Source organism: Marinobacter zhejiangensis, assembly GCF_900114775.1.
GTDB lineage: Bacteria > Pseudomonadota > Gammaproteobacteria > Pseudomonadales > Oleiphilaceae > Marinobacter > Marinobacter zhejiangensis.
This window is the reverse complement of the sequence record NZ_FOUE01000001.1, coordinates 950,208-974,810: the sequence shown is the minus strand read 5'-3', so window position 1 is coordinate 974,810 and position 24,603 is coordinate 950,208. Positions and strand designations below refer to the sequence as shown.

At 62.5% G+C, this 24,603-nt stretch carries 22 protein-coding genes; 9 read left to right on the top strand and 13 right to left on the bottom strand.

The window, feature by feature from the left end; all coding sequences use genetic code 11:
• Window positions 1-35 precede the first annotated feature (35 nt).
• The 4 genes from BMZ67_RS04360 to BMZ67_RS04345 are packed head-to-tail and all read right to left on the bottom strand — an operon-like array spanning window position 36 to window position 4,338.
• Window positions 36-662 carry a tetratricopeptide repeat protein gene (locus BMZ67_RS04360; RefSeq protein WP_139214324.1) on the bottom strand — a complete coding sequence of 209 codons (627 nt, stop codon included), beginning with the start codon at window positions 660-662 and terminating at the stop codon, window positions 36-38.
• Window positions 659-1,435 (bottom strand): SDR family oxidoreductase, encoded by a 777-nt coding sequence (locus BMZ67_RS04355; RefSeq protein ID WP_092020659.1) that lies wholly within the window; start codon window positions 1,433-1,435, stop codon window positions 659-661. Before BMZ67_RS04355 ends, BMZ67_RS04360 begins: the two co-directional genes overlap by 4 nt.
• Entirely contained in the window at window positions 1,422-3,653 is a 2,232-nt protein-coding gene (locus tag BMZ67_RS04350; RefSeq protein WP_092020658.1) for an AMP-binding protein, read from the bottom strand. Before BMZ67_RS04350 ends, BMZ67_RS04355 begins: the two co-directional genes overlap by 14 nt.
• A complete protein-coding gene (locus BMZ67_RS04345) occupies window positions 3,637-4,338 on the bottom strand; it encodes a thermostable hemolysin (RefSeq protein ID WP_092020657.1) in 702 nt (233 codons plus the stop codon). Before BMZ67_RS04345 ends, BMZ67_RS04350 begins: the two co-directional genes overlap by 17 nt.
• Window positions 4,339-4,495: 157 nt before the next feature.
• Here BMZ67_RS04345 and BMZ67_RS04340 point away from each other — a divergent pair, with 157 nt between their 5' ends.
• The 9 genes from BMZ67_RS04340 to BMZ67_RS04300 all read left to right on the top strand — a co-directional run bounded on the left by BMZ67_RS04340 (window position 4,496) and on the right by BMZ67_RS04300 (window position 12,303).
• A complete protein-coding gene (locus BMZ67_RS04340) occupies window positions 4,496-5,179 on the top strand; it encodes a response regulator (protein ID WP_092020656.1) in 684 nt (227 codons plus the stop codon).
• Window positions 5,179-6,588 carry an ATP-binding protein gene (locus tag BMZ67_RS04335; protein WP_092020655.1) on the top strand — a complete coding sequence of 470 codons (1,410 nt, stop codon included), beginning with the start codon at window positions 5,179-5,181 and terminating at the stop codon, window positions 6,586-6,588. Before BMZ67_RS04340 ends, BMZ67_RS04335 begins: the two co-directional genes overlap by 1 nt.
• Window positions 6,589-6,697: 109 nt before the next feature.
• Window positions 6,698-7,444: a glycosyltransferase family 2 protein gene (locus BMZ67_RS04330; protein WP_092020654.1), complete on the top strand. Its 747-nt coding sequence runs from the start codon at window positions 6,698-6,700 to the stop codon at window positions 7,442-7,444.
• A 1-nt stretch (window position 7,445) separates the two neighbouring features.
• Window positions 7,446-8,114, top strand: coding sequence for a TVP38/TMEM64 family protein (locus BMZ67_RS04325; RefSeq protein ID WP_092020653.1), 669 nt, complete (start codon window positions 7,446-7,448; stop codon window positions 8,112-8,114).
• A gap of 5 nt (window positions 8,115-8,119) precedes the next feature.
• Window positions 8,120-9,877 (top strand): ArnT family glycosyltransferase, encoded by a 1,758-nt coding sequence (locus BMZ67_RS04320; RefSeq protein ID WP_092020652.1) that lies wholly within the window; start codon window positions 8,120-8,122, stop codon window positions 9,875-9,877.
• 54 nt (window positions 9,878-9,931) lie between these two features.
• On the top strand, window positions 9,932-10,705 hold the full coding sequence (gene cobS / locus BMZ67_RS04315; RefSeq protein ID WP_092020651.1) for an adenosylcobinamide-GDP ribazoletransferase: 774 nt from the start codon (window positions 9,932-9,934) through the stop codon (window positions 10,703-10,705).
• A 106-nt stretch (window positions 10,706-10,811) separates the two neighbouring features.
• Window positions 10,812-11,390, top strand: coding sequence for a MarR family transcriptional regulator (locus BMZ67_RS04310; protein ID WP_092020650.1), 579 nt, complete (start codon window positions 10,812-10,814; stop codon window positions 11,388-11,390).
• Window positions 11,391-11,401: 11 nt separating this feature from the next.
• Window positions 11,402-11,821: a hypothetical protein gene (locus BMZ67_RS04305; protein ID WP_092020649.1), complete on the top strand. Its 420-nt coding sequence runs from the start codon at window positions 11,402-11,404 to the stop codon at window positions 11,819-11,821.
• Window positions 11,822-12,057: 236 nt separating this feature from the next.
• Complete coding sequence (locus BMZ67_RS04300) at window positions 12,058-12,303, top strand: type II toxin-antitoxin system CcdA family antitoxin (protein ID WP_092020648.1); 246 nt, start codon at window positions 12,058-12,060, stop codon at window positions 12,301-12,303.
• An 895-nt stretch (window positions 12,304-13,198) separates the two neighbouring features.
• Here the strand turns inward: BMZ67_RS04300 and BMZ67_RS04295 are convergent.
• The 9 genes from BMZ67_RS04295 to BMZ67_RS04255 all read right to left on the bottom strand — a co-directional run bounded on the left by BMZ67_RS04295 (window position 13,199) and on the right by BMZ67_RS04255 (window position 24,602).
• Window positions 13,199-13,834 (bottom strand): glutathione S-transferase family protein, encoded by a 636-nt coding sequence (locus BMZ67_RS04295; RefSeq protein ID WP_092020647.1) that lies wholly within the window; start codon window positions 13,832-13,834, stop codon window positions 13,199-13,201.
• Between the two features lies 1 nt (window position 13,835).
• The gene (locus BMZ67_RS04290; RefSeq protein WP_092020646.1) at window positions 13,836-14,078 is read right to left on the bottom strand and encodes a rhodanese-like domain-containing protein; all 243 of its coding nucleotides are present in this window, start codon (window positions 14,076-14,078) and stop codon (window positions 13,836-13,838) included.
• A gap of 236 nt (window positions 14,079-14,314) precedes the next feature.
• Window positions 14,315-15,775: a cobyric acid synthase gene (locus tag BMZ67_RS04285; protein ID WP_092020645.1), complete on the bottom strand. Its 1,461-nt coding sequence runs from the start codon at window positions 15,773-15,775 to the stop codon at window positions 14,315-14,317.
• A 4-nt stretch (window positions 15,776-15,779) separates the two neighbouring features.
• Complete coding sequence (cobO, locus tag BMZ67_RS04280) at window positions 15,780-16,391, bottom strand: cob(I)yrinic acid a,c-diamide adenosyltransferase (RefSeq protein ID WP_092020644.1); 612 nt, start codon at window positions 16,389-16,391, stop codon at window positions 15,780-15,782.
• A gap of 38 nt (window positions 16,392-16,429) precedes the next feature.
• Window positions 16,430-17,737 carry a cobyrinic acid a,c-diamide synthase CobB gene (locus tag BMZ67_RS04275; protein WP_092020643.1) on the bottom strand — a complete coding sequence of 436 codons (1,308 nt, stop codon included), beginning with the start codon at window positions 17,735-17,737 and terminating at the stop codon, window positions 16,430-16,432.
• A gap of 18 nt (window positions 17,738-17,755) precedes the next feature.
• Window positions 17,756-18,523, bottom strand: coding sequence for an ABC transporter ATP-binding protein (locus tag BMZ67_RS04270; RefSeq protein ID WP_092020642.1), 768 nt, complete (start codon window positions 18,521-18,523; stop codon window positions 17,756-17,758).
• A complete protein-coding gene (locus tag BMZ67_RS04265) occupies window positions 18,523-19,491 on the bottom strand; it encodes a FecCD family ABC transporter permease (RefSeq protein WP_092020641.1) in 969 nt (322 codons plus the stop codon). Before BMZ67_RS04265 ends, BMZ67_RS04270 begins: the two co-directional genes overlap by 1 nt.
• A gap of 33 nt (window positions 19,492-19,524) precedes the next feature.
• Window positions 19,525-20,412 (bottom strand): cobalamin-binding protein, encoded by an 888-nt coding sequence (locus BMZ67_RS04260; RefSeq protein ID WP_092020640.1) that lies wholly within the window; start codon window positions 20,410-20,412, stop codon window positions 19,525-19,527.
• A complete protein-coding gene (locus BMZ67_RS04255) occupies window positions 20,397-24,602 on the bottom strand; it encodes a cobaltochelatase subunit CobN (protein ID WP_245749867.1) in 4,206 nt (1,401 codons plus the stop codon). Before BMZ67_RS04255 ends, BMZ67_RS04260 begins: the two co-directional genes overlap by 16 nt.
• Window position 24,603: the final 1 nt, after the last annotated feature.

Genomic DNA, 24,603 nt, shown 5'->3' with positions numbered 1-24,603 from the left:
CAATTGTCAGCAAGGTCGCCAGCAGGCACGCCGGGTCAGTGCATCTCGGCAAGCAGGCCCCGGATCTCGGCCCTGCGGCCCTGGTCAGCAAGCGGCCGCTCCGGTCTCGGTGGCGCCGTCAGCGCTTTATTGAGGTAGACCCTGGCCCGCTCCGTTTCCCCCTGCTGCATCAGGAACTCACCAAAGAAATAGTTGGGGTCGATCCCTTCAGGGTTAATCCTCAGGGCCGCCTGCAGATGGCGCTTGGCTTCGTCATCGTTACCGAAGGACAACGGCCATCCGGGCACCTGATAGTAGAGACTGCCCAGTGACGTATGGGCAGAGCCCTCCAGAGCCGTCTCATCCAGAGCCAGTGCCGTTTCCAGCGAGCTACGCGCCTGCTTGACCAGGGACAGCGCACCAAGGCCGCCCTTGGCCCCGGCATACGTGCTCAGCACAATGCCTTGCCAGATCAGCGCTTCCGCCCGTTCCGGGTTGCTCTCCACCAGCCCGGCGGTCTGCTCCGCCAGAGCCTCAAAGGCATCCTCCCGCTGGTCTGCTGGCAGCTGGTACTGGATCTGCGCCCAGCGGTGCTGGACCACCAGTAGCTGGTCATCAAAGCTGTCACTCCAGGCCTGGGAAGCCAGGAGCATAAAGATGGTCGCCAGAGTGAATGATTTCATTGTGAGGCTCCTGACAAGAACCGGCGAACCACCGGCAGCTGTTTCAACATGGCTTTATCCACCAGCCGGGGCAGCAGGCTGTTCAGTACCACAAAGAACCGTTCCGGCCAGCCCAGGTAACGGCGGCGCTGATCGCTTTTCATCGCGGCAATGATCTGGCCAGCCACATTGGCCGGATCATCCATCTGGTTACCCAGCGCCTCGTTGAGGGCGTTGACCCGTTCCGGGTTCATGTCGGTTCGAGTAGCCCGGGGCGCGACATAGAGCACCTGGATAGGAGTATCCGCCAGCTCACGTCGCAACGCTTCGGTAAATCCACGCAGGCCGAACTTGCTCGCGCAATAGGCGCTGTAGCCTGGGAAACCGATGCTGCCAAAGGTCGAGCCCACAAACACCAGGTCCCCCCGCCCCATCGCGCTGAACCGGGGCACAAAATGCCTGGCCACCAGCAGGGCGCTACGCAGGTTGACCCGGAGCAGGTCATCCAGCTCGGCCGGGTCCAGCTGATCAATCGCCGAAAACTGGTTCTGGCCCGCGCAATGGATCACGCCATCAAGCTGCGGGTACAGGCTACTGATCGACGCCAGCTGTTCGGGCAAATCATCCGCCGCCAGGTCCAGCCGTACCCGGTCGACACCATCATCGTTGATTTTCTCGGGCGTTCGGCTGGCGACCACGACCCTGGCTCCGGTGTCCAGCAATGGCTGGACCAGGGCCTGGCCGATGCCACCGGTCCCGCCCAACAACAGGAAGGTTCGATCACGCAGCTGCATGGCTCACCTCCCCGTCACCCTGCTGGCCGGAAGCCGCCGGCAGCGGGATGGCGTGCAGCATGTCGCCGTACAGGCGGTAGCACACCTTCGCAGTATCAATAATGGCTTGCTGGTCGTCGGGGTCTGTGACCTGGTCCATCAGCTCGCGGAAAAACTCAAAGTGATCCTGATCGAGCTCACCATGAGAGTACAGGTAGCTGAAGGCCTTGTTCGGCAATCCCAGAGTCTGTTGGATGTCTTTGCCCATGGGGGTCGCCAAATCGATGCTGGTGCCTTCCAGGACCTGCACCATGCCGAACAGACCCATCGGGTTGCCCCGGTTAATCAGGTCATAGAGGTACGACACCATCAGTTTGATCGGCAGGTCCGGCTCACCGTAACGGACGGTGTCCTTGTCTTCACCACAGGCGGCCAGGTCGTTCAGTATCCACTCGTGGTGGCCGTATTCCTCCTCGATGTACTCCACCAGTGCCTTGCGGACGAACTCCAGACGTTCCGGAATGCGGGCACCACAGGCCATCATCAGCGGCGATGTGTGCTTGACGTGGTGGTACGCCTGGGACAGGAAATACCGGTAGCTGCCAAGGTCAAAGCGGCCCTTGGGGATAGCGCTCATGACCGGTGCTTCGGTCACATGGCGCCGGGCTTGTGCGGTTTCGTTCTGCAGAGTGTCAAAGAATGCCATGGGACGTTTCCCTCGTTGTGATTCATCGTTGTGATTCGTAGGTTCCAGTAACGCGGCCGGCGTTTCATGCCGGCCCTGGGAGCAGCTGGCGAACTCGGCGTTTGCCAGCAGTTTCGGAAGATCATTCATCAGGTTGGCGCGGACCGGGCGGCCGTTGGCGGTCAAGTAGCCTTCGGCGCGGGTAAACGGTGTCCGGCGCACATAAATTCGATGCAGGCGGGCATAGTCCGGCAAGGTCTCATTGAGCTTGCCGATGGCCTCACGCAGTTGCTCCGGCGACCGGTCATCGGTCACCACCAGCGCCGACGGGTTGGGCTCACCGTCGCCGAAGACCAAGGCCTGACGAACGCCCAAACGTTGTTGCAGCTCGCTTTCCAGCCACTCGGGGCTGATGTTGCGACCAAAACTGGTGATCAGCAGGTTCTTGCGTCGGCCACTGACACGGAGGAAGCCGTCGTCATCGAATGCCCCCAGGTCACCGGTGTCCAGGCGGGGCTCCGTCACGGTCTCATCCCCCAGATAGCCCAGGAAGGTGTTGCCGCTGACCCGAATGTCGCCGTCAGCACCGACGACAATATCGACATGACCCAGTGGCTGCCCCACTGTGCCGGCCCGTTCGGCGCCGGGAACGTTCAGCGCCACCACCGACCCGCACTCCGACAGCCCGTATCCTTCGTAAAGCGGCAGCCCCAAGGCTCTCGCCCGCTGCAGCAGCGCCGGTGACACCCGCGCACCGCCCACGGCCACAAAGCGGAAGCTGTCGGTTGCCAGCAATCCGAGCTCCATGGCCCGCACCAGCGCGGCAGCCAGCTCCGGCACCAGAATCATGGAATCTGGCCGGGTGTCCTGAAGCACCGTAAGCAGGCGCCCCAGATCCAGCTCGCTGCTGCCCTTGAAGCCTAGCTCTGCCAGCGGCCACAGCATCACCGTCGCCCCCAGCGTCAGTGGCAGGTAAACCCCCGCAACGTTCTCCAGCAACGTCGCCAGTGGCAACACGCACAAGTGGCGCTGCAGCGTCACCAGCGCCAACCGCTGGGCCAGGGCATTGACCGTGGCATCCAGATGCCGGTGCGCCAAGCACACGCCCTTGGGGGTACCGGTGCTGCCGGATGTGAAGGTAATCTTGCCAGTCTGGTCGGGCATGGCTAACGCACCGGGGGTGGCCGGTAAGGGCTGTAACGCCACCTGTTCGTCCAGCCGGTAACGGCTGTCAGCTTCGGTCACCGGCATCAGCAGTGCATCCAGACCCGCCCGGGCCATCAGGTGCTCAACCTGGGCCTGGGAGAAGAACCCGGGAATGGGCACACAGACCCGGTCGGCGAGCCGGCAGGCCAGGTCCGCCAGTACCCAGGCAATGGAGTTATCACCCATCAGCCCGAAACGGGTAAAACCCGAATCACGCAGGCGTTGCGCCAGCACATTGACCGTACGCCACAGCTCGCCGTAGGTAACGGCCTGGGACGGCGATTGCAGTGCCACCACTGTCGGCTGTTGATCGGCATGGCGGGCCAGGGTTTCAGGCAATGTGACCATAGTGGTCCTCCTCTGCCTGCACCTGTGGGCCGTAGGGATGAATCCGGTTCAGAAACCCGGACGCCTTGATCGCCACATAGGCTTCCTCCACGTTGGCCACCATGACCATCGGATGGCTGTCGTAATACCGGCCCCAACCACGGCCGCCATCCGCCAGACGGGCGGGATCGGCATCGGCAATGGCACGGATCTGGATACCCATGCGCTGGAAGCTGTTGCGCAGCTGATCGGTGCCGGTAAACGCCACCCACTGGTATCCCTGCGCCTTCAGCCACACCGTCAATGCCGGAAAAAGGAAGCGGGAGACTCCGGCCTCCACTCCCGCCAGGTGGGCAATTTCTGCGATCTGGTGGCGCTCAGGCTGGCTAATGGCAGGAATCAGCTGTTCGACCGGCTGGTCGATATAGTCTTCAAGAAACAGCGCCTCTGCCTGCGCATTGCGTACCCCGACCGCGGCCAGCAGCGAGCCGTGCCGGGTGGTCAGCGCCAGCAGCCGGGGAATCCGCAGGGTCGGCAGGGCATCGTAGGCCTGTCGAAAACGGCGGCGGATAAAGTCAGCCACTGCGCCGGCGACCGGAGATCCCGGCTCAACTTCACACAGCAGGCGCCCGGCACAACTCAGGCTGGGATAGACCTGGCCGGACTCCGGAATGCACGATGTGGACAATACGATGGGCTCAAACATCACCATCTCTCCTGATTGAAATCAGGATCAGGTTACGAAGTGAGGCTTAATCGGAACTTAATAACGAAGTGCAGAATTCTTAAGTCGGGGTTAAGGTTTCTATGACAGGCTTACCGCTGCCTTACTTTTTAGACGTACCTTTGCCAAGGACACCCCCATGCGCATCCTGCTTGTTGAAGACGATCACCTGCTGGCCAACACCATGCTCGGCATGCTTCGTGATGATCACAACACCGTTGACTGGCTCGACGACGGCCAGCAGGCGCTAACCGCCATTACGGATGAACATTTTGACCTGGCGATACTGGACCTCACCCTGCCCCGGGTGGATGGCCTCGACATTCTCAAGCACGCCCGCCGGCAGAACGTCGCAACGCCGATCATTATCCTCACCGCCCGCTCAGACCTGGCCGAGAAACTGCAGGGACTGGATTCCGGCGCCGACGACTACCTCACCAAGCCATTCGCCATGGCCGAACTGAAAGCCCGCATTCGTGCCGTCACCCGGCGCGCCAGTGGCCAGGCCGACACCGGCATTAAGGTAGGTTCTCTGACCATTGATCCCGAGCATTGCCAGTTGCGGCTGGGGGACGATCCACTGACGCTGCCCCGCAGTGAATTCCAGATCCTGCACTACCTGATGCGACACCCCGACCAGGTCGCCACCCGGCGGCGCCTTGAAGAACAGCTCTACGGCTGGGACCATGGCGCCGAAAGCAATGCGCTGGAGGTTCACATTCACCACCTGCGAAAACGCATCGGAAAGTCTGTCATTCGTACCGTGCGGGGCGTCGGTTACCTGCTCGACAGCCGTGAAGCCGAGCAGGTGGGCCAACCCTGATGCATTCACAGCGTTCCCCTTCACTGACCCGCACCGTCACCCTGTTGGTTGCGGTCACCGTACTGTCCACCGCCACCCTGGCGGGGATTTTCAGCTACGCACAGAGCAACCACCAGCTTGAGGAAGTGTTCGATGCCGAGCTGGCTCAAAGCACCCGCATCGTTCAGGGCCTGGTTCGCCACCTCACCCGCAGCCAGTCCCTGCAGGAGCTGACCCGCACCCTCAGCGAAACCCTGACGCTCCCAGCCCCGGCACAGGAAGAGGGCGAAGGCAGCGAGATCCTGCCAGATGGCGCCGGGCACAAGTACGAGAAGAAGATCGCCTTCCAGATCTGGTCCCCTAAAGGGGAGCTGTTGCTGAGTACCCGGTTACGCAACCAGCTGTTCGACCCTACCCCCGGCTACCGCTGGGTTGATTACCAGGGGTTTTCCTGGCGCACCTACAACCTGCAGGACCCGGCGACGGGCCTGTGGATACAGACCGCACAGCGGGAAGACGTCCGTGGCGAACTGAGCCAGCAACTGGCCCTGGGCAACACCCTGCCGCTGTTGCTGGTACTGCCGCTGTTAGGGGTTGCCATTGCCGTTGCCATTCACTGGGGATTTGCGCCCTTGCGGCGACTGGAAGCCCCGGTCCGCGACATGGCGCCCCAGGCCATCCACCCTCTGGACGATCAGGCCGCGCCCAAGGAAGTCCGGGGTCTGGTGTTGGCCATCAACGGCCTGCTCCAGCGCCTTGATGACGCCCTTGGCCGGGAACGCCGGTTCTCCGCCGATGCCGCCCATGAACTGCGCACACCGCTGGCCGCCCTGCGGCTGAACCTGGAACGCATCTGCGACGAGAACCCCGGCCGCTACGACGGCCTGATCCAGGCGGTGGACCGCATGTCGCACCTGGTGGAACAGATGCTGCTGCTCAGCCGTGTGGACAGTGGCCTGGACTTCAAGCCGGATTACCACAACCTGTCCCAGATCCTCGCCCAGAGCATTGCCGATGTCGCCCCGTTGGCCTTGAAAAAAGGCATCGAGCCGGAACTGCTGGACGACACCAGCCAAGCCATCATCCTGTGCAACAGCGCGCTGGTGAGCACCATGGTGCGTTCCCTGCTGGCCAATGCCATTCAGTACAGCCCGTCAGGCACCGTGGTCTCCACCCACCTGGAGGCTACGCAGGACGGCTACCGTATCAGCGTCTGTGACCAGGGGCCGGGCATCGCAGCTGAGGACCGGGAGCGGGCGGCAGGGCGGTTCGTCCGGCTGGATCAGCGCCAGGGTTCCGGAGCGGGCCTGGGCCTGGCCATCGCACGGCGGGTAGCCGAGCTGCATGGCGGCTCCCTAAGCCTTACCGACCGCGAGGATGGCCATTCAGGCCTGTGCGTGGTGCTGGTGCTGCCCACTAAATCAGCATAGCGGAGCGCCCTTGGAGTTATCGCAAACATACATCATTAAGGTTAGCTTAAGCATATAGGCTGAGACTGAGCGGACTTCATCGTCATGTTCCGTATCAGGGCCTGCTTTCATGGAAACCACCCATTCGCTGTCAGTCGTCATTCCCGCCAAAGATGAACAGGACAACATCGGTCAGCTGATCAATGAGATCTACCATGTGCTCCGGGATTACCCTCACTTTGAGGTGGTCGTCGTTGACGACGGTAGCCGCGACCAGACCCTGAGTACCGCGGTTGCAACCGCACGTACCCTGGGCTGCCCGATCCAGGCGATCCGCCACGGCCAGAGTATCGGCCAGAGTGGAGCCCTGCTGACCGGCATCCGCCAGGCCCGCGGCAACCTGATCGTCACCATGGATGGTGATGGCCAGAACGACCCTGCCGATATCCCCGCGCTGCTGCAAAGAGCCGCCACTCATCAAAACCGGGACTTTTGCATTGCCGGATACCGGCGCAAGCGCAAGGACACCGCCTGGAAGCGTTTCCAGTCCCGGCTGGCCAATCGCATCCGCGGCGCCCTGCTGCGGGATGGGGTGCCAGACACGGGCTGTGGCCTCAAACTGTTCCCCCGTGCCACCTTCCTGAAGCTGCCCTGGTTCAACCACGGCCACCGGTTCATCCCGGCGCTGGTACGCGGGATTGGCGGCGACATTGATGTGGTGGAGGTCAACCACCGTGACCGCACCCTGGGCACATCCAAGTACAACGCCTGGAACCGGGCCTGGGCCGGTATCCTCGACCTTGCCGGCGTCATGTGGCTGCTGCACCGGACCCGGGTGGCCCAGGTCACTGAACATCACCAGACGGAGCCCGGTTGACATGCAACACTGGTTTCGCTGGGTTCTGTTTGCCGGTATCGGTACGCTATCCCTGATGGCCGTACGACAAGGCTGGCTGTCATTCCTGACCGATGAACACCAGGTCGCCACCTATCTGAATACCCATGGCCTGATGGGCCTGTTGATCGTGACCGCCTCCGGCACGTTTTACACCGCTGTTGGCGGCCCGAGGCAACTGCTGGCGTTTGTGCTCGGTTTCGCGACGGACTCGGTGTACGGCACCCTGCTCTCCACCCTGATTACCCTGTTCGGCGCCGCCACCTGCTTCTACTCCGCCCGTTTACTGCTCCGGCACAGCCTGAGTGAGCGCTTCGGCCATCGCATGTCCCGCTTCAACCGATTGTTCCAGCATCACACCACTACCAAGGTGCTGATGGTGCGGCTGCTGCCGGTGGGCAGCAACCTGATCACCAACCTGCTGGCGGGCTGTTCCAGCATCCGCTTCCCGGCGTTCGCCTTGGGCAGTGGTCTTGGTTACCTTCCACAAATGCTGATTTTCGCCCTCGCCGGCGCAGGCATTGGCCATGCTAACCAAAACCAGTTCCTCGTAAGCGTCGCGCTGTTCATCATCGCCTCGCTGCTGGGCGGATACCTCTATCACCAGCAGCGCACCCAGGCGCTGTCGTCTGCCCTGTCCGAGGACAGCTGAGACCCATGACAACCCAAACACTCTCCCGAAGTCTCTACGACAGTCTGCAAGCCCTGCCGCGGCAACGCCTGATGCTGCTGTTGCTGGCGTTTGCCGCCGCAATGATCTTCGCCGGCATCGGCCTGCGCTCGCCCTGGCCTGCCGACGAACCCCGCTTTGCGGAAATTGCCCGTGAAATGGTGGACTCTGGCCAATGGCTGATTCCCATGCGCGGTGGTGAGTTCTACCCGGACAAGCCGCCGGTCTTCATGTGGACTATCGCCTTTTTTTACTGGCTGACCGGCAACCTCAAACTGGCGTTCCTGCTGCCCAACGCCCTCTGCGGTCTGCTTACCCTGGCGGCGGTATACGACCTGGGCTGTCGGCTATGGAACCAGCGCACCGGGCTGACGGCCGCGTTCTTGCTGCTGCTGGCTCCCCAGTTCCTGATGCAGGCCAAGCTGGCCCAGATCGATGCCATGGTGACCTGCTGGATTACCCTCGGCTGCTATGGCCTGCTGCGGCACTTCTTTGCGGGCCCCGCCTGGAGCTGGTACTTTGCCGCCTGGGGTTTCATGGGGCTGGGGATCATCACCAAGGGGGTGGGGTTCCTGCCGGTACTGATGTTGCCCCCACTGCTGTGGTTACACTGGCGGGATCGCGAGCGGTTTCCTCAGTCCATGCGCTGGCCCGCCGCCCTCGGCCCGCTGATTATGCTGGCCGTCGCTGCAGCCTGGCTGGTCCCAATGGTGCTGTACGTAGACGCTATCCACACCCCGGAGGCACTGGCCTACCGGGATAACATCCTGTTCAAGCAGACCGGCGAGCGCTACGCCAATTCCTGGGGACACATCCAGCCCTGGTACTACTTCCTCGTCAATGTCATTCCCGGCTTGTGGTTCCCCCTGCCGTTGCTGTTACTGGCGCTGCTGAAACCCGCCCGTGACGCCCTCCGGCGGCAGCCCGAAGTGCTGGTCCTGCTGGTGTGGGTGGCCCTGGTGATCACCTTCTTCAGCCTGAGCCCGGGCAAACGGGGGGTGTACGTGCTACCTGCCCTGCCCATGCTGGCCCTGGCCATCGCCCACATCGGTACAGATCGCGCGCCGGCGCGCTGGTTTGCGCCCCTGATCAGCACCCTCCAGTTGCTGGCGGCCATCGCGCTGATCGCGGTCGGTATACTGGCCTGGACCGACCACCCCAAACTGGCCAGCAAAGTGGCCCGCTACAGCCAGGACCCATCGGCCCTTCACGCCGCAGGCACCTTTGTCCTGGTGATCGGCCTGGTGTGGGCCACCGCGCTCCTTGCCCTGTGGCGACGTGGCGCATTGCTGCGTCTGTTCATCGCCCTGATGGCAACCTGGCTACTTTATAGCACCTGGGGCTACAGCCTGATGGAACCGCTGCGAACCCCACGGAATGTGCTCGCCGCCGCCGAAGCCTCGGTGCCCGCCAACGCCACCTTCGGCATCATCGATTTCAGCGAGCAGTTCATCCTGTTCTCCCGTCGTGATGTCACCCACTTCGGCTTCGGCGCCAGCCTGCAACAGGATGAACGCAATGCCTGGCAGTGGATGGGGGAAGGCAGCAACCGCTTCGTACTGGTGGCCGATCGCCATGAGCTTGAGTGTTTCCTGAAAGAAGGCGCAGCCGACCTGGGGGTCGCCCACCGTGAACGCTGGCTACTGATGGGCCCGGCACAACGTGCCGCCCATTGTCCGGCCCCGGCACAACGGCAGCAGTTCCATACCGCTGCGCCAGGCCGCTGGTTGCCATCCGGTCACTGATTCGGGCGCCATTTCCCTTTAGAATGCCTCCACTAACCTGTTGGGGGCATCAACTTGGATAACCACAAAAACTTCCTGAACCGGGAATGGCAGGCCTTTTGGCTGGCACTCGGGTTCCTGACCCGCATTCCCATGCTGGTGCGCATCGACTACAGCCCGCAACTGATGAACGAGAGCAGCGTCTATTTCCCGCTGGTGGGCCTGCTGCTCGGTGCGCTGTACTCGGCCCTTTACCTCGTCCTGATGCTGGTCTGGAGCCCCGCCATCAGCATCGGTCTGGTGATCGCCCTCCACCTGTGGCTGACCGGTGCCTTTCACGAAGACGGTTTGGCCGACTGCGCCGACGCCCTGGGTGGCGGGCTCACGGTCAGTGACAAACTGCGGATCATGAAAGACAGCCGCATTGGCACCTACGGCACCGTCGCCCTGGTGATGGCCCTCGGGCTGAAGGCGGCACTGCTGCTGGATGTACCCTCCACCGCCTTCGCCCTGTTGCTGGCGCCCTGCCTGGCAAGGCTGACCCCGCTCCTGCTGATGCGCTACCTCCGTTATGTCTCTGATCCGGACAAGAGCAAAAGCAAACCGGTGGCCCAGTCGTTCTCCGCCGACCGGCTGTTGGCCGCTACCGTATTCGTCGTCACCGTGGGTCTGGTGGCCAGCCTGTGGTCCGGGTTGATTTTGCTGTGGGCGACTGTTGCCATCGCTGGTACGGCGGTCGTCTGGGGGAAACTGCTGCAAGGTCAGTTGGGCGGGTATACCGGCGACGCCCTCGGCGCCAGCGTGGTTATCTCGGAGCTGGTTCTACTGGCAGGACTGGCGGCACAGTAATAAAAATCCCCAATAAGGGACTCTTAAGCCCCATATTGGGGTTTAAAATCCCCGAATTGAGGCCTATAGTACCCACAATGGGTCTTCAACCAGGGAGTTACCGACCATGCCTGCCACCAGTATCGGCGATGCACTCTTTACCAAAACACAGCAACGCCTGCTGGCCCTGCTGTATGGTCACCCGGACCAAAGCCTGTACCTCAACGAGCTGGTAAGGCTGGCCCAGGTTGGCCGTGGTGCCGTCAGCCGTGAGCTGGCCAAGCTCACCGACGCCGGACTGGTGACCGTGACCCGCCAGGGCAACCAGCATCATTACCAGGCCAATGCCAATAATCCGGTATTCCAGGAACTCTCACAGCTGGTCCAGAAAACCTTCGGGATCGCTGACCTGATCCAGGTGGCTCTCACACCACTAGCGGACCAGCTGGAACAGGCGTTTATTTACGGGTCGGTGGCCAAAGGCGAGGCCCATGCCGCCAGCGACGTTGACCTGATGTTGGTGGGTAACGACCTGAGCTACAGCGACATCATGGAGCTGCTGGCTCCCGTGGAAACCCAGCTTCAACGCACCATCAATCCCACGTTATACTCCCCGGACGACTTCGCCAAACGCCTGGCCGAAGGGCAGAGCTTTATCACCCGGGTACTGGAACAGCCCCGGATCAACCTCACTTTTGAGCACTGACAGCACGCCGCATGGACGCCCTCAACAACCTGGTCAAGATTCGCAAACTGAAGCCCGAACCGCCGGACGCCAATGAGTTCGCCGGCATGCTACGGGCGGCCCAAACCAAGCTGAAAGACGCCAGCATCGAGGGCTTGTCGGAAGACAGCCGCTTTTCACTCGCCTACGGCGCGGCCCACGCCCTCTCGCTCGCCGCCCTCCGCTGGCACGGCTACCGTTCGGAAAGCCGCTACATCGTCTTCCAGTGTTTGCAGCACACCCTCGGGCTCCCGAATGCCAAGTGGCGTGTACTCGACAAATGCCACTCGGCCCGCAACCTGGCCGAATACGAAGGCCATATGGACGTTAACCCACAGCTGCTGAAGGAACTGATTGAGATTGCCCAGGAACTCCAGAAGCTGGTCACCGCCCTGCCACCGATCAAAGGGTAAGGCCCTGGTGATGCGCCGCTTGCTGGCCGTAGCTAGAACGTGATCCGGACGGAGGCCGCGCTTCGATATTGTTACAGCCGGGGGCCAGAAAGAAGCCACGTAGTAATCGGGATGGTTAGCTTTTTGGTGTACACAGAATGCCAGCACAGGTGCATCCAACAACAACCGTTATTAGCCACATCCTTGGTGTGCGCATAGACTGAGATCACGCATTAAACCGTCACCTGGAGGCCCTAATGGCCGAACTCTACAACGCCGCCGCACCCCATAGGGCCACCAACCTTTCAATCAATAGCGATCTGCTGCGTAAGGCCCGTGACCTGAACCTTAACTTGTCTGCGACGCTGGAACGAGCCCGAGAAGAAGAGCTCTCCAAACGCCAAGCCGAACAATGGGTTGCCGAGAATCGCGCTGCGATAAAAAGTTACAACGATTTTGTCGAACAACATGGATGCTTCGGCGACGAATTCAGGGAGTTTTGATGGCGCAGTTCGATGTGAGTCCTCTACGCTGCTGGTAAAATTCAAATTCTTGGTAAAAAGCTCCAGTCAATTCATTACCTTAATCATCATTAATCAGAAGATCCCACTGATATAGCAGGTTCTGTCCTACGTTAGCCCAGTGCTTCCATGTGGGAACGCGTCGGCATTGTGCATTTCTAACACCGATATTGGTCCAGTATTCCACTAACTCTCGACACTCACTCTGTGAATGCGCGCTGCCTGCAAGCAGATACTCTTCAAGAGCATGCTCTTCAGATACCAAAAAATAGTACTGATTTGTGAACATCGCTGTATAACCTGCCCAGATCACACCCCCCCAAAACGTGCAAACAATACAGAGCGACAGTATTATTGAAAACCAGCTATCTTCCTGACGATTGATCATTATTCGGCCATATAAATTAACTAAGAAAGCATAGTACGAAATCCCTATCCTTCCTGATTCGAAGAACTCTTTGTACCTACCAAGCGCACTTGCGACCTTTTAGGATCAAACCCTCCAAACGCGTTTACTTGAGATGCCACCACATTCCTCATCCCTAGATGAATCGCATAGAGTCACATACCTGCGGCATTTCCGTTATAGCCAGAAGCCTCGGCGGCAACTACCACCGCAGGAGTCTGCGTAAGAACGTATCTAGGTTTGCCATCAATCAATATGATATCAGGGGGAGTAAAGTTGAATTCCCGCGTCAAATTAAACTTTTCGTTTATGGCCCAAGACTCTCCTACTTCCTCTCCATGGATATTGGTTTCGCTCCAATAGCCGTGGGTAACAATATCTTCGCAAACCGCCTCAAACCCTTGATTGGGACTCTGTCCAAAAACTATGGGGTCATACCTGGAATGCTGAGCAACCCTGGTGGACCGCCGACTACGTGCGCTTCTCGTCAGCCAGCTCGAAATGCTCCAGCTGGTCCGCATAGGCTTTCTTGAACGCCGGACGGCTAGTGGCTCGGGTTACGTAGGCTTCTGTAGCCGGTCGGTTGCCGAAAGCGCGTACCTTCGGCACACGCAGCACGTCAGCCATCAGCAAATCCGCAACGGTGAAGCGATCAGCGACAAGCCAATCTCGCTGACACAAAACATCCTCAAGTTGATCAAGACGCTTGCCCATCCATCCGGCGAGTCCATTATTGGCATCACCAGAGATGGCGAGAAACCACCAGGGTACGCTGACCATTTCAATTGAGTTGAGTGCGGCAATAACCCATTGCTGTGTATGCGCGCGACCAACGGCATCGGGCGGCATCAACGTGTCGGATTTGCAGGCAAGGTGCAAAAGACCAGCGCCACTTTCGAACAGCTGCAGCTCTCCGTCACTCAACAACGGAACCTGTCCAAACGGTTGGCGCTCCAGGTGATTGGTTTCGCGGCCATCAAACGGGATCGTTTGCACCGTGTAGGTAAGCCCGGCTTCCTCGCAGGCCCATCTCAATCTCAGGTCGCGTACAAACCCACGTGGCCCTTCGGGCACCCAGTCGTAGGTCCAGATCGTCAATTCGTTCATGTCACTCCCTTTCCTTGGAAAGCCGCCCGCCGTCGTAAACGGCGACGTTTTTTGCGCCTGGAATGCGGACCCGCTTAAACCCACGCCTACCGCTCTTAACATGTGGAAACGGCCAGAGCTTCACCTGCACGGTTGCGTCTACCACGCGCAGGTCGGAATCATCCAGGTGTTCCTCCAGCCAGGCCGACTCAACGAGCGGATGGGGTGTGCCGGTTTCGGGTATGCGCTTTTCGGACTCACTCATGGCTACCTCCCGGTGGTTCCGTACAGGTGCCATAACAAAAGCTTAGTCCACTTTCTATGGGATCACTATGTAATCGCTGGCTGCCACCCGCTACGGCGATTGCTGATCGCCTTTCAAGCGACGGGTTCGTAAAACGGCGGTCACCGGCCAGGGTGACCAAGGCGATGCCGAAAGTGAAGAAACTTGATATCGCTACCCTCCGGCAAGGCTATGACGAAGGGTCGCTGGGCGTTTGCTCAAATTCCCAGCAGCGCCTTTAACCAACCCGTGTCCAGACACTGCTCCACCGAGTCTGCCAGCCGATCGAGCTGGCGCTCCCGGTGGGCTGCGTAATCCACCGCTTTACCCTGGTCCCGCAGGCCCCAGTGGGCCAGCAGCGATGCGCAGGCGGCCGGGTCGTCGAACACGCCGTGGAGGTAGGTGCCCATCACCCGGCCATCGGTGCTGATGGCGCCATCCACCTTATCCCCCAGGTTAACCAGGGGCCGTTCCAGCCCTGGGCCCGTGGTGACGCCGTTGTGGATTTCGTAGCCGGACACCGTTGATGCCTCCCCGGTGCCCGGCGCGCTCAGGGTGCCGCTTACCCGGGTCAGTTGCTTGCCCGCCACCATGCGGGTGTCGATGTCCAGCCAACCCAGACCGGGAGAGCTGCCGGGCTGGCCTTCCAGGCCGTCAGGATCGCTGACGGTTTGCCCCAGCATCTGGAAGCCGCCGCAAATGCCGAAGACGTGGCCACCGTAGCGCAGGTGGCGCTCAATCACCGAATCCCAACCGTTCGCCCGCATCCATTCGAGGTCACTGCGGGTGTGTTTGCTGCCGGGCAGGATGATCACGTCTGCCGGAGGCGGGGTCTGGTCCGGGCCGACAAAGGTCAGTTCGACACCGGGGTGAAGCCGCAGCGGGTCGAAGTCGTTGTGGTTGCTGATGCGCGGCAGCACCGGCACCACCACTTTCAGGGCGCCCGCTTCGTGCTCGCTGGAGGTGCCCACGCTGTCTTCAGCGTCGAGCACCAGGCCATGCAGGTAGGGCAACACCCCGTTCACCGGTTTGCCGGTGCGCTCGGCGAGCCAATCCAGACCCGGCTCCAGCAGGGCAATGTCGCCACGGAACCGGTTGATGATGAAGCCCTTGGTGCGCGCCTGCTCGGATTCGGAAATCAGTTCCAGGGTGCCCACCAACTGAGCGAATACGCCACCCCGGTCGATGTCGCCGACCAGCAGCACCGGGCAGTCCACCATTTCGGCGAAGCCCATGTTGGCAATGTCGTTGGCCCGCAGGTTGATCTCGGCGGGACTACCCGCGCCTTCGGCAATGATGACGTCGTAGCGAGCACTCAACGCCTGCCATGCGGCCAGCACCGACTTGCGGGCCTCGGCCTTGTAGGCGTGGTAATCGACGGCGTTCATATTGCCGTACACCTGCCCCCGCAGGATCACCTGAGCACCGCAATCGGTTTGCGGTTTGAGCAGCACCGGGTTCATGTCGCTGTGGGGTTCCAGGCCGCAGGCCAGGGCCTGCAGGGCAGTGGAGCGACCAATCTCGCCACCGTCCACGGTCACCGCGCTGTTAAGAGCCATGTTCTGGGGCTTGAACGGTGCCACCGACACGCCCTGGCGATGCAGCCAGCGGCACAACGCCGCCACCACCGTGCTCTTGCCGGCATCCGAGGTGGTGCCCTGGATCATTAGGGTGGTCATGAGGTTAGAGTTCTACCCCTTTTTGGGCCTTGATGCCCTGATCCTTGAAGGCGTGCTTGACCACTTTCATCTCAGTCACGGTGTCCGCCAGTTCGATCAGTTCCTTGGGTGCATAGCGCCCTGTCACCGTTACGTGCTGCATCTCCGGGCGGTTGAACAGGTCGTCCAGCACCCGGTCGAGGTCCAGGTACTCGTAGCGCAGGGCGATGTTGAGTTCGTCCAGGAGCACCATGTCGTAACTGGGGTCTTTCAGCATGTTGCTGGCGATTTCCCAGGCGGCTTCGGCGGCCTGGACGTCCTTTTGCCGATCCTGGGTGTCCCAGGTATAGCCATCGCCCATCACGTGATAATCCACATTGGGCAGATCCCGGAAGAAAGTGTCTTCGCCGGTGGTGAACTTGCCCTTGATGAACTGCACCACGCCGACTTTCATGCCATGGCCGAGAGCCCGGGCCACCATGCCGAAGCCGGAACTGCTCTTGCCCTTGCCGGGGCCGGTCAACACCAGCAACACGCCTTTCTCATTCTGGGCGCGGGCAATACGGTCCTGCATAACCTTCTGTTTGGCCGCCATGCGGCGGGCGTGGCGTTCGGGGTCTTTAGCATTCTCGCGCATGTCAGGCTCCTGATTGCACTGGATTATGTTGTACTGGATTAATAGGCAGATAGCGGCTGGCCACGGAACAGGGCTGTCACCAGCGCCGGTGCCGAGGGGAAGTAGCCATGGAAATAGGTGGCGGTCAGGCTGCCAACATGGAACACAGGTTCGGCCTCAGTGCCCGCCAGTTTGCGGGTGCGGGCCAGGGGCGGCAGCTCGGTGTCGAGACGGGAATGGTGGTAGGTGTGGCCACGCAGCTCGCCTTCGTCGGCCCGCAGGCTTTGCAGCCCGAGCCCTTGCAGCCGACTCTCCATCACCGCAGTTCCGGGCAGCAGCCCCAGCATTGAGTGGCGGTCACCCGCCTTATCCACCAAAGCCTCGGCACAGGCCATCAGGCCGCCGCACTCCGCCAGGATGGGCTTGCCGGCGCGATGGAACTCGCGGATCGTTGACAGCAGCCCGGTATTGGCCGCCAGGGTAGCAGCGTGAAGTTCAGGGTAGCCCCCCGGCAGCCACAACGCGTCGGCGTTGGGAAGAGCGGCATCCGCCAGCGGAGAAAAATAAACCAGCTCCGCTCCCAGCGCCTCCAACAGGTCGATGTTGGCGCGGTAAATAAAGGCGAAGGCGGCGTCCCGGGCGATGGCAATCCGCACACCCGCCAGGGTCTGCTCCGGTGCCGCTGGCCGGTGCGCACTCAGGCTGACGGTCGCGGGCAGGCGGTCCAGTCCGGCCTTGGCCAGCACTGCAGCGGCGGCGTCGAGCTGGCGATCCAGATCGGCAATTTCAGAGGCCTGGACCAGTCCCAGATGGCGGTCCGGAATGGCCATGGCCTCGTCACGGGGGATCGCGCCTAGCAGGTCGATACCGTCCGGCAGGCTGTCCGCCAGCATTTCACCATGGCGGGGACTGCCAATGCGGTTGGCAATGACCTCATGAATCTGCACATTGGGGCGAAAACTGGCCAGCCCCAGCGCCACGGCACCAAAGGTCTGCGCCATACCGCGGGCATCAATCACCGGCAGCACCGGCAAGCCCGCCAGGGCCGCCAGATCCGCGCTGGACGGGTCGCCATCGAACAGCCCCATCGCGCCTTCCACCAACACCAGGTCAGCGTCCCGGGCGGCTTCGGCCAGGCGCCAGCGACACTCGTCCTCGCCGGTCATCCAGGGGTGCAACTGGTACACCGGCTGGCCCGATGCAACCTCAAGCACCATCGGGTCGAGGTAATCCGGCCCATGCTTGAATACCCGCACCTTGCGGCCGGCATTACGATGCAGTCGCGCCAACGCCGCGGTAACAATGGATTTGCCCTGGCCGGAGCCGGGGGCGGTAATCAGGGCGGCCGGTACCTGGCCGGTGATCATGTCAGTCACAGGGTCTCCTCAGCGCACCGGTACAAACACCGGGGCACCATCCAGTTCAGTCGTGGCCAGTCGTTGGCCATAGAGGCTTTCCAGTGCCTCGGGCACCAGCATCTGCTGTGCTGGTCCCCAGCAGGCTTCGCCATCGGGGTACAGCAACAGCACGTGGTTACACCAGCGGGCAGCAAGGTTGAGGTCGTGCAGGCACATGAATACCGCCCGGCCGTTGACCGCTTCTTCCGTCAGCAACTCCATCACTGCAATCTGGTGATGGAGGTCAAGGTGATTGGTGGGTTCATCCGCCAGCCAGATCGCCGGTGACTGGGTCAGCACGGTCGCAATGGCAACTCGCTGGCGCTCGCCCCCCGACAGGGTGCTGACCAGCCGGTCCGCCAGGTGCGCCACATCCAGGCGGGTCAGCGCCCGCCGCGCCAATGCGAGATCATCGGCAGACTCCATCTGCCAGCTCGACAGGAACGGGTGACGGCCAATGAGTGCAGTTTCCAGTACCGTGGCCGGGAAACCGTCCTGACGTTCCTGGAACACCAGCCCCAAATGGCGGGCAATCTGCCGGCGCTTCAGCGCCAGCAGTGGCTGACCATCCAGCAGCACCTCGCCAGAGCGGGGTGCCCGCAGGCCCGCCAGCGTATGCATCAGGGTGGTCTTGCCAGCGCCATTTGGCCCAAGCACGCCCCAGACCTGGCCTGGTTCGATGTTCAGGCTCAGGGGCCGGCCATCGTCGCGGCCGGGGACATCAATGATCAGCTCGGTGGTCTGTAACCGGGTCATCAGCGGCTCCGGTACAACAGCAACAGGAACGTGGGTACCCCCAACAGAGCGGTGATCACCCCGACGGGTAACTGTTCCGGGGCAATGATGGTTCGCGCCAGGGTATCCGCCAGCACCAGCAGGATGCCTCCGGCCAGGGCACAGGCCGGCAGGATCAGGCGCTGGTCGTTCCCCAACACCAGCCGCAACATATGGGGCACCACCAGCCCGACAAACCCGATACTGCCGGCGGTGGTCACCGCGACGGCGGTCAGCAGGCTGGCCACCACATAGATCCCCCATTCGAGGGGCCGGACCGCGACCCCCAGGGCTGCCGCCTGCATGGGGCCACGCGCCAGTACGTTCAGGCTGCGGCCAAGGGGCAGGACCAGCAGGCAGGCCACCACCAGTACCGTGATCGCCAGCCAGGGCGTACCGGCGTAGGACAGGTCTCCCATCAGCCAGTACAGCATTCCCGGCAGGCGCTGGGCCGGGCTAATGGCCAGCATCAGGGTGATAATCGCGCCCCAGCCCGCTGCCACCACCACACCGGTCAATAACAGACGGGACGGCGTCCAGCTTCCGGTGCCGTGGGCCAGCCCGAACACCAGCACGGTCGCGATCATCGCCCCGGCGAACGCCGAACCAGACACCACCAGGCCACCAAGCCCCGCCAACATGGCCAGCAACGCCCCCACCGCTGCACCGCCGGAAAGCCCCAGCACATAGGGGTCAGCCAGGGGGTTTCGCAACAGCACCTGCATCAGCGCGCCCGCGACCGCCAGCAGGCCACCAGTGGCCAGGGCGGCAAGGGTTCGCGGCACCCGCAATTCAAGGATCAGGGTCCGCTGCAGCTCCGTGCCCTGCCCGGTCAGCACCGCCCACACATCCGCTGGCGCAACCGAGGCACTGCCAACGGTCACCGACAGCAGAAACGACATGGCCGCGGCAACGGCCAGCAAGGTCAGCGGGAGCCAGTATCCCCTCATGCCCGGGACGCTCGTTGGCGTAAACGGGCTGGATTAACGGCGGCCACGGGCAATCTCCAGCTTTTCACAGAACAGTTCGCTGCCCTGCAACATTCGCGGGGTGGGCCGCTGGATCAGCGAGGGCGGCACAAAGAACAGGTTACCGGCCCGGGTCGCACTCAGGCTGGAATACTGTTCCCAGCGGGTTAACCAATCCCGGTTTTCCTCACCCATGCCACCGGCCAGGATGGCTTCGGGGTTGGCTTCCAGAACCGCCTCGTCGCCAATCCGGGGAACCAGTCGCGGCAATTCGCCAAACACATTGCGCCCACCACACAGGGTGATGACCTTACCAATCAGGTGTTGGTCATTCACTGTCATCAGGGGTTCATCCCAGACCTGGTAGAACACCGGTACCGGTGCCCGCTGGCTGTAGCGCGCCGACAACTCTGCCATGCCCCGGCGGAACCGCTCGGCCTCGGCCCAGCCCTGTTCTTCCGTGCCGGCCAGGGTGGCCAGCCGCTCGATGACCGACGACACCGCGTCAAAGTCACGGGGCTCAATGGAAAACACCGGTATGCCCAAGGCACGGATGGTGCTGATCTGCTCCTGGGGGTTGCCGGTCACCCAGGCAATCACCAGATCCGGGCGCAGCGACACCAGTTTTTCCAGGTCCAGGCGGGTATGGCTGCCAACCGACGGCACAGTTTTCGCCTCTGGCGGGTAGTCACTCCAGGCGACCACCGCCACCACCTGGTCGCCGGCACCGGCAGACCACAACAGCTCCGATGCCCCCGGCGACAGCCCGGCGATGCGCTGGGCCGGTGACGGCAGGCAAACCTGTTCGCCGATATCGTCGGTGGCACAGACCTCGGCCCGGGCTGGCAGGGTCGCCACCAGCAGCAGGGCCACAAGGGCGTGTTTGATCAGTTTGCTTGGCATAGGTCGAGTCGGTTTCCAGTTTGCCTGCACAGTTGCGATTGCAGTGGCTCAGTGCCCAGGGGCGCGCCGCCCTGACGGGCATTGTCGAAAGCTTCCCTCTGGGCCGGTTCCAGCTGGTCGGCCACCCAGTCCATCAGGGGGTGGTCCGGCCGGGTGTGTCCGTCGCCGGGCAGGCCATGGTCAATGATGTTCTGGGCAAAGTCCCGAACCAGCGGTTCCAGGGTCAGCCAGCTGGCGTCCCAGTAGCCACGCTTGGCTGCGAGCAGTGCCGTTGCCTGCATATGGGTCTTGACGTGCACATTGTTGCCCTGGGACAGGAAATCATCCAGTCCAATGTTGTGACGGTCCTGGAAGTACACCTGGTTGACCTCATCCCACACCCAGGACTTCACCACCTGGGGACTGGTGATCTGCCACCCCCACAGGTTGTCCAGGAAATCGCTGCCCATGGTGCGGGCACCGGCGTAGTCGTGGTCCATCAACGGCCGGATCCACTGGGGGTTGAGGTTACGGGACTGCAATTCCAGCAGCAACGCCCGCTGCAGGCTTTGTACCTTGGGGTTGTCCGGGTTGGCGTACTGCAACACCCGGTTCTCCGGCGCCTGGCCACTGACCTGTTCGATGGCGTTGGACAGTCCACCCTGATAGTCAAAGCCATCGTCGTTGTCGATCAGACCGTACAGGTGACTGGCCCGGCCCAGGTAGGTGCGGTCAACCCGCGCCAGCATCCGGTCAAAGGCCTGGTGTTCCGCTTCGCCCAGACGGTTGCTGCCATAGGCATGGCCCATCCGCCGGCGGTAGGCATTGGCCAGCTCGTCGCGGCTGCTCCAGGCTCCAGTACGGGTGGCCAGCCGGTTCACCCCGGCGCCATAGGCACCGGGCGCGGTTCCAAACACCCGCAGCGCCGCCAATGCCCCTGCCTCACCGGCGGCAACACCGTTTGCCAGCATCGCGCGGGTGTCCTCCACCCACCGCGCCGCCACCCGGTTGATCGCCAGCGGCTCAGCATCGGTGCTGTCCATGCCCTCCGGCAATGTGGCCAGGGTCTGGGTCAGCGCCGTATCCAGCTCGGGATAGTGACGGCGGATGGTGTCGGCGGAACCGGCCAGGGCCAGCAACACCGCCTGGTCGAGCCATTGCAGCTGGTTGCCGTACAGGTCGCGGAACAGGCCGGAGGTGGTGAACAGGACGTCACGGCGTTCGCCACGGACCTGCCCTTGCCCTACCGGGAGGCGTTCCAGCCCCTTGACGATACCGCGGCTGTTCCAGACCGGCTGGACCCCCAGCAGGTGCAAACCAAAGGCCACCATCACCCCTTCGTCACGAACTGTGTCGGACGCCCAAAGCACCAGGGCCTCGCTGCCGTCATCGGCGGCCTGGTCCTGGCTTCGGGCCTCATTGGCCAGTTCTTCCGCCAGGGTCCAGGCCACCCGTGTTGGGATCAGGTCGCCGGAGAGTGCGTGGAAGTTACGGCCGGTGGGCAGCACTGCCGGGGTGCGCAAGGGATCGTTGCCCTGCCCCGGTGCGACAAAACGGCCCTCCAGCCCCGCCAGGAAACTGGCCTTTTCCGACGCGGGCGACGCCGCCAGTCCAGCTTGCCATTGCTCTGGAACGGTACCGGCGTCGCCCGCCATTGAAGCCAGCATGGTATCGATGGCCTGCGCATCCCAGTCGCGGCCAAACACATGCAGCCCCAGGGGCATGAACTGCTCCTGAACGTCGGTGACGTAGTGGCCGGCTTCATGGACCAGGATGTCTTCGGAAATGGTGTCCAGCGACACTTCGTCCTCGGCCAGTCCGGCTTCGCTGGCGATGGTCTGTTCAATGGTTTCCGCCAGGTTGAGCTGACGGATTTTCTGTCTCAGCAGCTCCACCGCCCGGCGACTGGTCGGGCTGTCCGGGGATACCGCGGCTTCGTGGGTTTCCACCAGCTGACGGATCTCCAACAGCTCGTCGTAAAGCTCGGTGGCGGCCAGCGGGGGCGTCAGGTGGCTGATCATCACGGCCAGCGCCCGGCGCTTGGCCTGAATGCCCTCGCCAACACCATCCACGATATAGGGGTAGATCAGCGGCAGGTTGCCGCTTAGCAGCTCCGGATAATCGTCGTTGGTCAACCCCGCCCGCCGCCTGGGCAGGAATTCACGGGTGGAGTGGCGACCGATATAGACCAGCGCGTCAGCCTGGAACTGACTCCGCAGCCAGTGATAGAAGGCCACGTACTGGTGTGTCGGCGGGAAGGTGGTGTTGGCGTGCAGCAGTTCTTCATTCACTTCCCAGCCTCTGGGTGGCTGGGGACCAATAAAGACATTGCCAAAACGCAGTCCGGGAAAGATCAGGGCGTCGTCCACCACCATCGACTGACCCGGCGCACGGCCCCAGCCAGACAACCCGGGGAAGCCACTTGCCAGCAAGGCGTCCCTGGCTGCTTCTACCTCAGCCCGGCTGCCGCCTTCATTCAGCCGCTGCAACCATCGGCTCTGGTAGTCGTCCAGCCGGCTCACCGCCAGCGGGCGGGCCGGATGGTCCAGGTTTTCCAGCAGGTGACGAAGATCCCGCACGCCCCGATCCAGCAGGGCCAGGGCGATGTCGTGCTCGCCGGCTTCAAAGGCCTGCTGCAGACGCTGATGCAGGTAGCCCACCGGGCCGTTTTCCATTTCCGCCTGCACCACCTCCGGCAGGGTATTGAAATAACCCTGGTAGGCGTCTGCGGTCATGGATGCCGCACGGGGAGCCATCTCCCGCAGTGCCCGGGGGTCATCCGGCAGGCTCACGCCCTGTTGCTGGATCATGTCCAGCAGGGCTTGTGGAGACTCCGGCAGGGGGCCGGTACGGTAGCCCTCGGCTTGCAGCCAGTGCAGCATTTCCCACAGGGTGGCCGGAACATCCAGGCTGTCGGCACCGATGTTCTGACGTCCGGGCGGGTGGTTGTAGTAAATCAGGGCCACCCGTTTGTCGGCATTGGCCTGGGTTTGCAGGCGCTGCCATTTGCCCAGGCGCTCTGCTAAGGCCGTGACCCGCTCCGCCACCGGCACGGTCAGGGTAAGCCGTACACCAGTTTGTTCATCGATGACCGGTGGTCGTGCCACCGCCAGCGCCATCGGCTGGCTGATGCCCTGAAGTTCCGGCATCGCCAGCTGGTAATGGATCGAGTCAGACGGCAAGCCATCCACCGACAGCCGCCACTGGCTTTCGGTCCGGTCTGGCAGGCGAATGCCCTTGATCACCGGCACATCCAGCTGGGTCAGGGCGGCGGTTACCGCTTCCCGGCCATCGCCACCACCGACGACAAAGTCCTGCAGGCTGACCAGTCCCGCCAAGGTCGCTGGGCCAATGGCCCGGGGCAATTCTTCGACCGCCTGCAAGCTGGCACCGCCCCAGCGGGCGAGGACGCCAAAGCACTGGATGCGCCGCTTCTCCAGTTCCCAGCAAGCCTGGTTGAGCAATTCACGGTCACCGGGGCGATCGCCGCTGTCCAGATCCAGCAAGGCAACCACCGGACCGGGGTTGAGGCCCAGGTCTCCGCTCGACACCACGGTCTTGCCCTGTCGGTAATACCGTATCGCTGCACGAGGGCTCGGAGCTGCCACGGTCAGCGATTCCCCGGCCTGCACCAGCAACCAGGTCATCAGGTTGGCCAGGTGCTCCGGGGTACGGCCCTGGTAGTAGGCCCGTCCTTCCAACCATTGCGCCTGGTCCGCAAAGGCGGCCTGCTGCTGGCGCAGGTGATCCAGCGGCGCAACGTTGGCGGCGGGTGCCGCCACCACGGCATCAAACTGTGGTTTGTCCAGCGTTGCCAGTGGCCACTGACCATTCAGGTGGGACAGCTTGACCAGCCGCCGGTCGCTGTTGATTGCCAGCACCGGCACGGCACCGGTAGCCACCCGGCTGCGTATCCGGCGTTCCAGGCGTTCGACCTGGTCACCGAACACCGCCGCCAGCAACAACGCATCGGCCCCGGCCAGCAGCTGGTCGAGATCGTGGTCGGTCAACAGGGCGAGCTGGTCCGGGGTGCGCAGCAGCACCCGGTGATCCGGGTGCTGCTCAACGAAAGCATGGGCGCCCGCGGCCAGTTCCGCCGCCGAACGGTCAGAGACCACGCCCACAAGGGTGGCGGCACTGGCCCACACGGGCACCAGTACCAGCAACAGAGCCAGGACGCCGGCTAACCCGCCGGCAGGGAATCGGCGCACC

What these genes read in the sequence shown, in the direction of transcription:
- BMZ67_RS04350 (WP_092020658.1), bottom strand. Translation starts at nt 3,653, where the DNA reads ATGGTCACATTGCCTGAAACCCTGGCCCGCCATGCCGATCAACAGCCG.
- cobO (WP_092020644.1), bottom strand. Translation starts at nt 16,391, where the DNA reads ATGCGCGAGAATGCTAAAGACCCCGAACGCCACGCCCGCCGCATGGCG.
- BMZ67_RS04285 (WP_092020645.1), bottom strand. Translation starts at nt 15,775, where the DNA reads ATGACCACCCTAATGATCCAGGGCACCACCTCGGATGCCGGCAAGAGC.
- BMZ67_RS04345 (WP_092020657.1), bottom strand. Translation starts at nt 4,338, where the DNA reads ATGTTTGAGCCCATCGTATTGTCCACATCGTGCATTCCGGAGTCCGGC.
- BMZ67_RS04275 (WP_092020643.1), bottom strand. Translation starts at nt 17,737, where the DNA reads ATGATCACCGGCCAGGTACCGGCCGCCCTGATTACCGCCCCCGGCTCC.
- BMZ67_RS04265 (WP_092020641.1), bottom strand. Translation starts at nt 19,491, where the DNA reads ATGAGGGGATACTGGCTCCCGCTGACCTTGCTGGCCGTTGCCGCGGCC.
- BMZ67_RS04320 (WP_092020652.1), top strand. Translation starts at nt 8,120, where the DNA reads ATGACAACCCAAACACTCTCCCGAAGTCTCTACGACAGTCTGCAAGCC.
- BMZ67_RS04325 (WP_092020653.1), top strand. Translation starts at nt 7,446, where the DNA reads ATGCAACACTGGTTTCGCTGGGTTCTGTTTGCCGGTATCGGTACGCTA.
- BMZ67_RS04355 (WP_092020659.1), bottom strand. Translation starts at nt 1,435, where the DNA reads ATGCAGCTGCGTGATCGAACCTTCCTGTTGTTGGGCGGGACCGGTGGC.
- BMZ67_RS04290 (WP_092020646.1), bottom strand. Translation starts at nt 14,078, where the DNA reads ATGAGTGAGTCCGAAAAGCGCATACCCGAAACCGGCACACCCCATCCG.
- BMZ67_RS04310 (WP_092020650.1), top strand. Translation starts at nt 10,812, where the DNA reads ATGCCTGCCACCAGTATCGGCGATGCACTCTTTACCAAAACACAGCAA.
- BMZ67_RS04270 (WP_092020642.1), bottom strand. Translation starts at nt 18,523, where the DNA reads ATGACCCGGTTACAGACCACCGAGCTGATCATTGATGTCCCCGGCCGC.
- BMZ67_RS04360 (WP_139214324.1), bottom strand. Translation starts at nt 662, where the DNA reads ATGAAATCATTCACTCTGGCGACCATCTTTATGCTCCTGGCTTCCCAG.
- BMZ67_RS04300 (WP_092020648.1), top strand. Translation starts at nt 12,058, where the DNA reads ATGGCCGAACTCTACAACGCCGCCGCACCCCATAGGGCCACCAACCTT.
- BMZ67_RS04260 (WP_092020640.1), bottom strand. Translation starts at nt 20,412, where the DNA reads ATGCCAAGCAAACTGATCAAACACGCCCTTGTGGCCCTGCTGCTGGTG.
- BMZ67_RS04340 (WP_092020656.1), top strand. Translation starts at nt 4,496, where the DNA reads ATGCGCATCCTGCTTGTTGAAGACGATCACCTGCTGGCCAACACCATG.
- BMZ67_RS04305 (WP_092020649.1), top strand. Translation starts at nt 11,402, where the DNA reads ATGGACGCCCTCAACAACCTGGTCAAGATTCGCAAACTGAAGCCCGAA.
- BMZ67_RS04335 (WP_092020655.1), top strand. Translation starts at nt 5,179, where the DNA reads ATGCATTCACAGCGTTCCCCTTCACTGACCCGCACCGTCACCCTGTTG.
- BMZ67_RS04330 (WP_092020654.1), top strand. Translation starts at nt 6,698, where the DNA reads ATGGAAACCACCCATTCGCTGTCAGTCGTCATTCCCGCCAAAGATGAA.
- BMZ67_RS04295 (WP_092020647.1), bottom strand. Translation starts at nt 13,834, where the DNA reads ATGAACGAATTGACGATCTGGACCTACGACTGGGTGCCCGAAGGGCCA.